This window comes from Clostridium sp. SHJSY1 (assembly GCF_031626875.1).
In the GTDB taxonomy this organism is placed as follows: Bacteria; Bacillota; Clostridia; order Clostridiales; family Clostridiaceae; genus Clostridium.
This window is the reverse complement of the sequence record NZ_JANDMF010000033.1, coordinates 1-11,867: the sequence shown is the minus strand read 5'-3', so window position 1 is coordinate 11,867 and position 11,867 is coordinate 1. Positions and strand designations below refer to the sequence as shown.

Here is an 11,867-nt window from a genome sequence, read left to right as displayed (position 1 = left end):
TAACTCTTATCTACATTTTCTTATATAATTAATTCTTCTTAAGAGGGTTGCATCCAGATGCAACACATCCTCCATCACAAAGTATGTCAACACCAGTTAAATAGCCTGCTTTATCACTTGCACAGAAGGCCAATAAGTTAGCTATTTCCTCTACCTTTCCAAGACGTTTTATAGCACAATACTTTATAAGACTCTCTACTTCGTCTTTTTCTAATTCACCCATAGGTGTCTCAAATGAGCCTGGAGACACAGAAAGCACACGAATTCCCTTTTCCCCAAACTTTGCTGCATCAGTTTTTGCATACCAAACAACAAAATTTTTAGATATACCATATGCAACACCAGATCTAGCTTTTTTAGGAAAGAAATTAACCCTTGCCATCATTTTTTTCATAAAAAATTCTTTATCTATTCTACTATACTTATAATTTTTAGTTGGCATTATGAACTTAGGAGTAAGATATGCAGACATGGATGCTACATCTATAATACAAGAATCTTCTTCCATAACATTAAAAAAAGCTTCATTAATATTAATAGTTCCAATTGCATTGGCTTCCATTATTGTTTGTGCATCCCCCATATGTGGTGACATGCCTGCAGCATGTATAACAGACGAAATAACACCAATCTCTCTTGCCCTTTTTGCTAGTTTCTCTACTGATTCTCTATTTGAAATATCACAAGCAAAAGATGTAGCTTCTATACCATCTTCTCTTAATTCTTCTATTGCATCTTCAAGTTTTTTTCTTGTTCTTCCTACTATAATAATGTAATTTTCTTTTCCTAATATTTTTGCAGTTCCAAGCCCCATTCCGCTGCCACCGCCTGTGATTACACATACCTTTTTCATCTTATTTTCCTTTCATAAATAGATTTTTAGTGTACTTTAGATCCCAGAACTTTTTTAATTAATTTAGTTGCCAAACTTGGACTAAAGCTATATACAAAATGCATCAACTTAGAGTCTTTTCCAATACAAAATCTATACTTATTTTTTTCCATTCCATTAATAATCTTTTCAGCTGCAGCAGATGCTGATAATAATAGCTTAGAATTTTTTTCTTTCTCTGGAGCACTTTTATCAGTAACTTTAGAATTTTTCATGATATCTGTTGCAATTCCTCCTGGAAATACAACGGAAACATGCACCCCAGTATCTGATAATTCTGAATATAACCCTTCTGTCATAAGTTTAACAGCTGCCTTAGATGCCCCATATGCACTTTGTCCAGGCACCGGAAAGAATCCGCCCATACTAGCTATATTAACAATATGAGCTTCTGGCCTTGTTAATAAGTGATTTAAAAATGCCTTTGTCATATATAAAGTTCCATAAAAATTAACATTCATTAGCTTATCTATTTGTTCAAATTTCAAATCCTTTAAATGTACAAAAGGTTGAATAATCCCTGCATTATTAATAACTCCATCCATATGCCCTACTGTAGAAATGATTTCATCTGCAAATTTCAGAACTGCTTCTTTATCTGTAATATCTAAAGTTCTAATTAATAACTTCTCATTTTCCTTGGATATAGTAAATGTTTCTTTAAGAGCTGATTCACTTATATCAACTGCAATAACTTTTGCTCCTTTGGCTAATAATTGGAGAACTAACTCCCTTCCCACCCCATTTCCTCCACCAGTTACAACTATATTTTTATTTATTACTTTCATGCTACTAACCTCCTAAAATTATCAATCTATCTTTTTTCGATAATTCATCATACTAAAAATATATAATAAATATATTGAAGTAACAATTGTACTTTTGGGCAAAACATATTGTACTTTGAGGCAAAAAAAGTTTCAAACCCAAATATCTTAGGATTTGAAACTTATACTTTCATTTCTATAAATATGTTTTTATTTAGTTAACTTAAGAATTATCTGTTCATACTTTGGATATTTTTCTAATAGATATTCTCTATCAAACAATTCAAAATCTTTAAACTCAAAGCCTGGAGATACCATACATCCAACTAAGGCATAACCTGGATTATTCATTGCAGAACCAAATATATAGTCTTTTGGAACTAATATTTGAGGTTTTTCTCCTTTTTCAATATTCAATCCAAGTTCTTCTGTAATAAGTTCACCTTCAGGGCTAATCATATAAATAGTAAGTGAAGAACCTGAATGATAGTACCACATCTCATCTGACTTTAATCTATGAAAATTTGAAACTTCACCATCTCTAAGCAAAAAATATATGCTAGTCCAAAGTTTTTTTGCTTCTTCACTTTCAACATTTAACCTGCTATCTGAAATATTATCTTTTGAAATAAAACTTTCTTTAAAAAATCCACCTTCTTGATGTGGTGTCATATTTAAGTTCTTTATAAAATAGTCTGCTGTATACATATAATTACTCCTCACAATATTATAACTTATTATATCCTTTTTAGGATTTAATCATTATATATCAATTAAATTGAATTTTCAACTTTAACAATTATATCATATCAGCAGGAAAAACTATTCCACCCTTTTTTCTTGCAATTGTTTGAACTTCACTAACTATCAAACTATGCTCCAACATTTCATAGCATCTTTTTAAATCATCATTTTTAATCATATCAGCAAATTCAATAAATTCATTGACCATTCTATGAGCATAATTATTTATGTTGACTTTCGAACTTGTCCCATCATTCATTAGTAAATCAAAGCTCTCACAAACATTAGTTGGAGTATTTTGATATATGCTGCCATTATCTCCTTGTATATTATTTACAATAGGTGCTTTGCAATCCTTCGCACCAATACATACACACTTAAACTTCCCATAATCTAATATTAATACCCCAGATGTATCTATTCCTCTCTCAACATTTGGATAATATTCAATCTCTTCTGGCTTTCCAAATAAACCTATTACATAGTGTATATTATATATATTTATATCCATCAATGCCCCACCAGAAAATCTAGGATCAAAAGCTGGTAAAGTATTTCCTTCTTTAAAGCTATTATATCTACTAGAATATTGAGAATAGTTACATTGAACTATTTTTACATCGCCTAAATCCTTAAGTAGCTCTTTTATTTTTTTATAGTTAGGAAGATATTGATTTGTAATAGCTTCAAATATAAATAACTGTCTTTCTTTGGCTAAATTACTTAAAATTAATGATTCACTATATGTAGAAGTAAATGGTTTTTCAACAATAACATTTTTATTTGCCTCTAATGCTCTTTTAGCAAATTCAAAATGCAAATTATTAGGTAATGCTACATAAATCCCATCCAAATCCATATTTAATAATTCATCATAATTATAAAATATATTTTCAACCCTATAATCTTTTCTAAATTGATTCATTGTTTCCTTATCTCTTTCAGTGCCACAAATAGCTACAAATTCAATGTCTTTTAAAAGAGTACTTATTGATAATAAATCCTTTACTATCATTCCTGCTCCAACAATCCCTAATCTCATGTTAATCCCGCCTTCCCCTAAATGGTTTATAATTATTTTTTTGAAATAACTCTTGCTCCATTTTCACCTGCAATTATCATCTTAGTAATTTCTTTTGTAAATATAGAAGTTTCAACCACTCCTATAATATTAATTAATCTATTATTAAGCTTTTCAAAATCTTCTATAACATCAAATTTAATATCTAATATGTAGTTACCATTATCAGTCATTAAATATCCATCTTTATTATTACTTGTTCTAATTACAGGATTTCCACTTAAAGCTTTAACCTCTTTGACTACATATCCTAATGAATCTTTAACCACTTCTAGTGAAATATCACTACTTAATTCTTCTTTCAATTTTCCTTCATCTATTAACAAAATATAATCTTTAGCCATAGTAGCAATTATTTTTTCCCTCAAAAATACTCCACTACCACCTTTTGAAGCATAAAAATTTTCATCAACTTCTCCACATCCGTCAAATGCAACTTCAACACTGTCTACTAAATAAGTTGGAAGAACCTCTATTTTAGATTTAATACAAAGATTTTTTGTATTTTCAGATGGTGTTACTACTTTAATTTTAAAATTGCTTTTCTCTATCTTTTCTTTTAATAGCTCAATTAAACAAGCTATATTTCTTCCAGCTCCTAACCCTATTACAGTGTTATTTTTTATATATTCCATAGCTTTTTTAGCACATAATTTTCTTAAAGCTTCATCATTCACCCTATATCCTCCTAAACTTAATCACTATATAAATTAAGTTAAATTCTTTACTCCAGTTTCTAATATTTCCATTTGAAGTAATGTCTCTTCATCAGTAATAGTTTTATCTTTACCATTTATGATTGCTTCATACAAATCATCATAAACTCTCCCATAATCACCATTTACAGATTTCACTTTTTCTTCATGCACTTCACCTTTTTCATCTATATATGTAAGAACTCCATAATGTTTAAATGAATCCACCCCAAAATCATTATTATTGGGCATATAGAATAATTTTAAATGTTCTTCTTGTTTGTCCTTTGTTTGTTTTATAAAACATCCTCTTTTTCCATATACAACAAAACTAGGCCTTTCTTTTATTCTAAAATAACTAGACTTTACAGATACTTTTAATTTCCCATAATACAAATCTAAATCAAAATAATCATTCATTCTGCCTGAACCAAGTAATTGTCGTACATCATAATGAATACTATCTGGTTTTCCAAAATAACTAATGACTTGATCCAATGTATGACAAGCATGCCCATATAAATATGATTGAAGTGGATCAAAATATTTAATAGATTCAGGAATTTCTGGTCTATAATAATCAAAATGCATTTCTAATTCTAGTAATTCCCCTAATTTCCCTTCTTGAATAACTTTTTGTACTGTTAAAAAATCACTATCAAAACGTCTATTTTGATATGCTTGAACTATTAATCCTTTATTTTTTGCCAACTCAAAAATTTCTTTTGCCTGCTTTGAATTTTCCATAAAAGGCTTTTCAACCAAACAATGTTTATTATGTTCTAACACCATTTTTGCATACTCATAATGACTATTATGTATAGTACAAACCACAATAAGTTGTATTTCTTTATCATTTAATATTTCATCTAAATCAGAAGTATAATTTACTCCATTAATCCTGCTCCATTTTTCGTTTTCAGGATTTCTTTGATAAATTGTTTTAACCTTTATATTTTTTCTTTGTACAACAAATGGCAAGTGATATCTGTTAGTACTTTTTCCATTTCCAATATAACCAATTGTAAGCATAAAAGCCTCCTTCTTATACATTAGTTTAACCTTATTATAATAACTTCAATACACTAGAACAAACTAAAACATTTCACCTTAAATAGTGAAATTTTTTACTTTTAAAAATTAATCCTATAGTCTAGAATCAAACTATAGGATTAATTTACTTTACTCTTTAAATATTCTGCTATAATATCCATATCTTTTTGTTCCATTACATAATTTATTCTAACAAAAGGAATATTTGTAATATCTGCAATTGTTGATGTTGTAACTATAAAATCAATATTTTTAAGTTCTTCCTTATTTTCATACATAAACCCTTGATAATCATAAAACCTACATATCTCTATCTTTTCTCCAAATGAGTTATTAATTTTTTCTTTTATAAGTTCAAATATAGATTCATCATAATCACAAACAACTATAGTTTTTAAGTTTTTTTTCCATAGTCCACACATAGAAGCTAAATGAATAGTTATATATGCAATCTCACTCGATCTAGCTTCCAAGTTAAGTTTTCTTTTTAAAATTTTTTTTATTTCGTTAGCCATTTTAAATTCAATTTTATAACATTTAACCACATTTTCATCTATCTTATTTGCTATACAATGATTATATTTTAACCTCCTTATCATTGGAGCAACATATAATAAAAATTTATATCTATTCTCTCTATTACTCATTAAGTCTACATCAAACTTTTCTTTTACTGTTTCTAAAAACTCATCTACTACACAATTAGCCTCTTCAGTTTCAATATTTTTAATATCTGTTCCATAAAGAAATTGCTTAGACTCAAAATATTCTTGTAAATTTATCCATTCCCTTTGTGACATATTAATCCCTAATTTATCTTCAACCCTACTCCTAATATCATTAATTATATTCTTCAACATACCATCTAATGGCTCTAAATAAAATCCTAACCTTTCACGATTAAAAGCAATTAATATTTCATAGCAAAAAATTTGAGCACTATGTCCAGATAAATGATAGTTATGTTTCCTTGTCTCATCACCTAATATATGATAAATATTCCTTGCATCTTTAACAACTTCTTTATCTTGAAATAGATAATTCCAATACTTCAAAACGGTACTTATGTTAAGTCTTTTAGATAAAACCCAGCTTATAATATTTCTTTTCTCTTTTTCATCAGCTTTAAGCGTAATTCCTTTATTTAAAGAATAGCTTATTCCTAATTTCAAATCTCTTTTAATCCATTTGTTAATAAGAATAATATCATTATTTATAGTAGCTATTGATACATATAAAGCTTCTGCTAACTCTTCAACATACATATATTCAAATGTAGTTAATTTTAATAATATATACATTTGTCTATCTATAGGTAAGTTAGGAGTTTCAATTATATATTCATAATCTAATACCTTTCTTATAACATTATTATATTTTAAAATATCTTTATCTTTCTGGTTAAGAAAATAACCTTTTTTTATATTTGCCTTAATTTCTACAGTATACTCCTTTAATAAATCATTAATATCTTTAATATCACTTCTTATTGTCCTAATTGTTACATTACAAATCTTAGCTAACTCATTACCAGTAATACAATCATCCGTATTTAAAATTAAATTCAATATATCTCGATGTCTTCTATTCAAATTTCCTTCCACCTACTTTTTATATAAGTTTAATATATATATTATATCAAAATTAGCAATTTTAAAAGGATTGCCTATTTTTAAAAGCAATCCTTTAATTTCAAACTAATTTATTTAAACACCTTAATACGTTCTTCTAATGGAAGATATTGTTTTTCACCTGGATCTAATGTTGGTTTTCCAAATGGCATTTGTCCAATAAGTTTCCAGTTGTCAGGTATATTCCATTCTTTCTTTATATCATTTTCAATAAGTTCATTGTAATGTTGCAAAGATGCGCCAAACCCTTCAATCTCTAATGCTGTCCAAATAACAAATTGATGCATTCCACTTCCTTGCTCAGACCAAATTGGGAAATTATCTTTATATAAAACAAATTGTTTTTGCAACGATTTTATTACACTATTATCTTCAAAGAATAAAACTGTACCATATCCATTTTTAAATGAATTTATTTTATCTTCAGTAGTACTAAATTGATCTACTGGTACTATTTTTCTCAAAGCTTCCTTTGTTATATCCCAAAGCTTATCATGTTCTTTTCCAAGTAATAAAGCAACTCTTGCACTTTGGGAATTAAATGATGATGGAGTATGTTTCACAGCATGCTCTACAATCTCCTTAATTCTATCATCTGAAACCACTGATTCCTTGCTAATTCCATAATATGAACGTCTATCTGCTACTGCAGTATAAAAATCTTTTGACATAATCATCTCTCCTCTTTCTATAAAATAATATTAATTTTCTTTCTTCATTTCTAAAATTAAAATATGAGTATTTTCTTTAGCTTTGATTAAAATATATTCTTCAATGATTTCCATTCCATCTTGTTCATTTAACTCAATTTCATCTATTATAGAAGTACCTTCAATCTGTACCAAATATGCTTGCCTATTTTTATTTATTTCAAAATTAATTTCTTTTCCTTTATCAAGTTCTAAAGAATAAATATTAACATCTTGATTTATTTTTATTTGTGCAGCACCGTCTTTATTAGAAACCATATGAAGCCATTTATTTTTTCTATCATTCCATTGAAATCTAAAATCTCCATAGTTAGGGATATAACCTTTTTCATCTGGGAAAATCCATATCTGTAATAATCTCAATTCATCTTTTCCTAAATTATGCTCACTATGATATACTCCTGTTCCAGCACTCATATATTGAACATGGCCACGAGTTATTGTGTTTTTATTTCCCATACTATCTTTATGTGTCAGTTCACCATGAATCACATAAGTTATTATTTCCATATCCTTATGAGGATGTGTATCAAATCCAGTATCAGTTTGAATTAAATCATCATTTATAACTCTTAATGCTCCAAAATTTATATTATTAGGATTATAGTATTCTGCAAAAGAAAAGTGGAATTTACTCTTTAACCATCCAAGATTACTACTTCCCATATTCCTATTATCAATCTTTCTTAACATTCCATACCTCCTTATATTACTCTTTTTTAACTTACAAAACTTAATTCATATATTTTATTCAATCTAATTACTTTTAGTAAGTAACTTTAAATTAATTATCACATATCAATTTAGATTAGTCAATAGTATTTTTTTTATAAAAAAAAGAATCCCTATTATTTTAAATAGGGGATTCTATATAAGCTTTTTGATATTTTAATTAGTTCCATTTTTCTGCCCACTTTTGAATTTCATCCATAACACTTTCTAGTGCATGACCTTTTTCAGTTAATTCATATTCTATTCTTACTGGAGTCTCTGGATAAACCTTTCTTACAATAATGCCTTCTTTCTCTAGTTCTTTAAATCTTTCTGTTAACATACGTGCACTCATATTTGGAATTGCTTCTTCTACATCAGAAAATCGATTATGCCCACCTAATAATGTTCTTATAATCAATCCAGTCCATCTCTTTCCTAATAATTCAAAGGCATTTTCGAACCTTGGGCACATCTGGAATTTGTCCATCTATAATCACCACCTATGATTATTTTATCACAGTTACTTCATAAAAGTAAGTAACTTATCATAATACAAGATTATTTAATATGTTATTAATTCTTATAAAATGTAAAATTCATTCTATATTTTCAAGTGAATAATTATTTTGGATAACAGGAAATATAAAATTAATACATAAAAACTATATATGACTGGATGGATGATCATGAAAAAATGTTTTAAATTTTTAATTTCATTGATTTTTTGTTTAAATCTTAGCATTAGTGCAAATAATAGAATATTAACACAAAACAATCATGCCATACCTGTAGTTATTAACCAAGATAGATTAGAAAAAATTAAAGAAAAAGGAGTGCTTACAGTTCTTTCTCCGAATATAGAACCTTACTCCTATAAAAATCCTAACTCTGGTGATTTTACTGGCCTTGATGCAGACATTATAACTGAAGTAGCAAAACGTTTAGGTATAAATGAAGTTCAGGTTAAATATGTGAATTTTCCTTATATTGTAGAAAGTTTGCTTAACAACCCTGAAGCTGATATGATTGCTAAAGCTATATATATAACAAAAGATAGAAAAAATATATTAAATTTCACTAACCCAATTTACACTGAAGGTGAAACAATATTAACTAGAAATGACACAAAAATATTTTCTAAAACTGATTTAAAGAATAAAACTGTTGGCACATTTAGTAATACAGTTTTTTTAGATTTAGCTAGTGATTGGAAAAAACAAAATCTATTGAAAGATTATATTGCATTTCATGATAATACCTCTTTAATATTATCATTAAAAAACAAATTAGTTGATGCTATAATAACAGATTCTATGCAAGCTAATAATCTTATTTTAAAAGAATCTAATTCAAATTTTAAAGTTCTCTCTCCAAATCAATATAAAACAGAATTAACTATGGATGTGTCCTATCCTTTTAAGAAAGAAGATATTACATTAGTAAATGCTTTTAATGAAAAGTTACAAGAAATGAAATCAGATGGAACTTTGTATAATATTTTAACTCAGTATGGATTAACATCTCACTATATTAATAATTAACAGATAAATACTCTCCTTATAATAGTATTATTATAAGGAGAGTATTTTAATCTTTGTATTATTTCATAACTAACTTTTTAATCACTTCTAATTTCCTGATGAAAGTTTTCTTATAAATACATTTAAAGTATCACCATTAATTATCATAGTACGAGGCATAGCATACTTATCACTTGTATCTGTGCTTAATCCACCACCTACTTTAAACCCTGTTTTATACCCTAAACTTTTAAGTATTGAAGTAGTATCTGTATCATAACTTCCATAAGGATATGCGCAGTAAACTGATGCCTTATTAGTTATAGACTTAATCTTATTAGTTGCATCATTAATAGCAGCATATTTTTGATTATGTGTTAGAGTAGTAATATTCGAATGATTTGTAGTATGATTTTGTATATCTATGCCATTACTACTTACAAGTTTTATCTGATTTGTAGTCATATGCCCCATAGTATCAATCCAGTTGGTAACTACAAATTCAGTTGCCTTCATATTATATTGTTTTAAAATAGGATATACATTTGTATAGAAGTCACTAGTACAATCATCAAAGGTAAGTAATACAGGCTTATTTGGTATAGAGGCTGTTTTATTAATAATGTTGTAATATTGATCTATAGATAATGTTGTATATCCATTAGCCTTTAAGTATTCCATCTGCTTTTTAAATTCTGTTAAACTAAATTGATATTGTCCACTTGGATTTGAAGAAACTACATGATATAGCATAACAGGTATCTTTATATTTGTTGCTGCCTTACAATTATACGGAATACTTAAAAATAGTATAGTAACAAGTACAAAAAATATTTTTTTCATATTAATATGTCCACCTTTCGAAATTAAAGTTTAGAGAAACTCTAGTATTATTCCACAAAGATACTAGAGTTTCTTTTTTAGCATTTGCTTTTAATAATTATTTGTAATTTTTTATAATCCCAAGATCCCATTTGATTTTTTCATATGCAACATTACCATCCATAGAACCTTGAATTAAGAAATCAGCTCTATTAATATCATTAATCTCTAATTTTTGATTTATGCCTGAACGAAGTATTTCACCATGAGAAACACGATTTGTCCACTTATCTGCAGTGTAAGATAAATTATGAGATGATGCCCATTTTTCACTAACCTTTGTCCATGGACCATTTAAACTATTAGCTTGATGAAGTTCATAGTATCTATTATCCTTCATATCTTCAACTATCAAATAATACTTATTATCTGCTTTAGATTTATAAACACAAGCTCCTTCAAAAGTATCTCTTACTGCAACTGTAGCTGGTCCCCAACCATTTGGAAAGTTCGCAAGAGATGTCTTACGACAGTAAATATTATGTGAACCATCTGATGGTGTATTAAACATATATGCGTTTTGATCATCACAAATAACCCAATAATCCCAACCCATGTTTCCACTAGCTCCCATGGATTTTGGTCCACTCCATGAATTTGGATCATCTATATTAGTAGTTGTTGCATAACAAGCTCCTAGACTACCTTGGTAAATAAGGTACCACATATGTTTAGACTCCATATAAAATACTTGTGGTGCTCCATAACTTCCATTACGTCCCCATGATCCATTTAAGTCTAACTTTTTATGCTGAGCAGTGCTTAACCCACTAATTGTAGGTGCAGAAGCATATCCCATCTGAAATGTACCACTTTGAGCATAACCAGTATAAAATAAATGGTATTTACCATTAGCATAAACAATAGATGGATCCTTAACAGAAATATCATCCCATGCGCCTGTTGGCCCATTAAAGAAACATCTTGCCCCTACATACCAAGTAGGATTTGGATTTGCTGCAGCATTAGCAACTAAAGAAGCTCCTGAAGTCATTGTCCCTAAGAACATACCTAATCCAATTGAAAGTAGACCTACTTTTTTCATTATTTTTTTCTTTACCATTTAAAATCTCTCCTTATTTTTTAAATTATTGATTTATTAACTATAGTTGAGAAAATATCATAACATATATTTACAGTTAAAAAATTTTATAAAAAAATAGAGACAAACTTCACAT

General features: G+C 28.0%; 13 protein-coding genes. 1 reads left to right on the top strand and 12 read right to left on the bottom strand.

Annotated features, from left to right (window positions below; translation table 11 throughout):
* Positions 1-28 precede the first annotated feature (28 nt).
* The 10 genes from NNC19_RS14965 to NNC19_RS14920 form a co-directional block, all read right to left on the bottom strand.
* Positions 29-853, bottom strand: coding sequence for an SDR family oxidoreductase (locus tag NNC19_RS14965; RefSeq protein ID WP_310939472.1), 825 nt, complete (start codon positions 851-853; stop codon positions 29-31).
* 26 nt (positions 854-879) lie between these two features.
* Entirely contained in the window at positions 880-1,680 is an 801-nt protein-coding gene (locus NNC19_RS14960; protein WP_310939471.1) for an SDR family oxidoreductase, read from the bottom strand.
* Positions 1,681-1,869: 189 nt separating this feature from the next.
* A complete protein-coding gene (locus NNC19_RS14955) occupies positions 1,870-2,367 on the bottom strand; it encodes a cupin domain-containing protein (RefSeq protein WP_310939470.1) in 498 nt (165 codons plus the stop codon).
* Positions 2,368-2,458: 91 nt separating this feature from the next.
* Positions 2,459-3,445 carry a Gfo/Idh/MocA family oxidoreductase gene (locus NNC19_RS14950; RefSeq protein ID WP_310939469.1) on the bottom strand — a complete coding sequence of 329 codons (987 nt, stop codon included), beginning with the start codon at positions 3,443-3,445 and terminating at the stop codon, positions 2,459-2,461.
* A 32-nt stretch (positions 3,446-3,477) separates the two neighbouring features.
* Positions 3,478-4,161: a ribose 5-phosphate isomerase A gene (gene rpiA, locus NNC19_RS14945; RefSeq protein WP_310939468.1), complete on the bottom strand. Its 684-nt coding sequence runs from the start codon at positions 4,159-4,161 to the stop codon at positions 3,478-3,480.
* Positions 4,162-4,194: 33 nt separating this feature from the next.
* Positions 4,195-5,211 carry an oxidoreductase gene (locus NNC19_RS14940; protein ID WP_310939467.1) on the bottom strand — a complete coding sequence of 339 codons (1,017 nt, stop codon included), beginning with the start codon at positions 5,209-5,211 and terminating at the stop codon, positions 4,195-4,197.
* Between the two features lie 140 nt (positions 5,212-5,351).
* On the bottom strand, positions 5,352-6,824 hold the full coding sequence (locus NNC19_RS14935) for a PRD domain-containing protein (protein ID WP_310939466.1): 1,473 nt from the start codon (positions 6,822-6,824) through the stop codon (positions 5,352-5,354).
* Positions 6,825-6,934: 110 nt separating this feature from the next.
* The gene (locus tag NNC19_RS14930; RefSeq protein ID WP_310939465.1) at positions 6,935-7,534 is read right to left on the bottom strand and encodes a nitroreductase family protein; all 600 of its coding nucleotides are present in this window, start codon (positions 7,532-7,534) and stop codon (positions 6,935-6,937) included.
* 30 nt (positions 7,535-7,564) lie between these two features.
* Entirely contained in the window at positions 7,565-8,266 is a 702-nt protein-coding gene (locus NNC19_RS14925; protein WP_310939464.1) for a pirin family protein, read from the bottom strand.
* Positions 8,267-8,465: 199 nt separating this feature from the next.
* The gene (locus tag NNC19_RS14920; RefSeq protein WP_310939463.1) at positions 8,466-8,774 is read right to left on the bottom strand and encodes a helix-turn-helix domain-containing protein; all 309 of its coding nucleotides are present in this window, start codon (positions 8,772-8,774) and stop codon (positions 8,466-8,468) included.
* A 199-nt stretch (positions 8,775-8,973) separates the two neighbouring features.
* Between NNC19_RS14920 and NNC19_RS14915 the strand changes: the two genes are divergently transcribed.
* On the top strand, positions 8,974-9,828 hold the full coding sequence (locus NNC19_RS14915) for an ABC transporter substrate-binding protein (protein WP_310939462.1): 855 nt from the start codon (positions 8,974-8,976) through the stop codon (positions 9,826-9,828).
* An 87-nt stretch (positions 9,829-9,915) separates the two neighbouring features.
* Here NNC19_RS14915 and NNC19_RS14910 read toward each other — a convergent pair whose 3' ends face one another.
* Both NNC19_RS14910 and NNC19_RS14905 read right to left on the bottom strand, forming a co-directional pair.
* A complete protein-coding gene (locus tag NNC19_RS14910) occupies positions 9,916-10,650 on the bottom strand; it encodes a polysaccharide deacetylase family protein (RefSeq protein ID WP_310939461.1) in 735 nt (244 codons plus the stop codon).
* 97 nt (positions 10,651-10,747) lie between these two features.
* Positions 10,748-11,752, bottom strand: coding sequence for a non-reducing end alpha-L-arabinofuranosidase family hydrolase (locus tag NNC19_RS14905; RefSeq protein ID WP_310939460.1), 1,005 nt, complete (start codon positions 11,750-11,752; stop codon positions 10,748-10,750).
* Positions 11,753-11,867: the final 115 nt, after the last annotated feature.

Excerpts from the sequence above, each read along its gene's own strand:
- NNC19_RS14965 (WP_310939472.1), bottom strand. The coding sequence starts at position 853 with ATGAAAAAGGTATGTGTAATCACAGGCGGTGGCAGCGGAATGGGGCTT.
- NNC19_RS14960 (WP_310939471.1), bottom strand. The coding sequence starts at position 1,680 with ATGAAAGTAATAAATAAAAATATAGTTGTAACTGGTGGAGGAAATGGG.
- NNC19_RS14955 (WP_310939470.1), bottom strand. The coding sequence starts at position 2,367 with ATGTATACAGCAGACTATTTTATAAAGAACTTAAATATGACACCACAT.
- NNC19_RS14950 (WP_310939469.1), bottom strand. The coding sequence starts at position 3,445 with ATGAGATTAGGGATTGTTGGAGCAGGAATGATAGTAAAGGATTTATTA.
- NNC19_RS14940 (WP_310939467.1), bottom strand. The coding sequence starts at position 5,211 with ATGCTTACAATTGGTTATATTGGAAATGGAAAAAGTACTAACAGATAT.
- NNC19_RS14930 (WP_310939465.1), bottom strand. The coding sequence starts at position 7,534 with ATGTCAAAAGATTTTTATACTGCAGTAGCAGATAGACGTTCATATTAT.
- NNC19_RS14925 (WP_310939464.1), bottom strand. The coding sequence starts at position 8,266 with ATGTTAAGAAAGATTGATAATAGGAATATGGGAAGTAGTAATCTTGGA.
- NNC19_RS14920 (WP_310939463.1), bottom strand. The coding sequence starts at position 8,774 with ATGGACAAATTCCAGATGTGCCCAAGGTTCGAAAATGCCTTTGAATTA.
- NNC19_RS14915 (WP_310939462.1), top strand. The coding sequence starts at position 8,974 with ATGAAAAAATGTTTTAAATTTTTAATTTCATTGATTTTTTGTTTAAAT.
- NNC19_RS14910 (WP_310939461.1), bottom strand. The coding sequence starts at position 10,650 with ATGAAAAAAATATTTTTTGTACTTGTTACTATACTATTTTTAAGTATT.
- NNC19_RS14905 (WP_310939460.1), bottom strand. The coding sequence starts at position 11,752 with ATGGTAAAGAAAAAAATAATGAAAAAAGTAGGTCTACTTTCAATTGGA.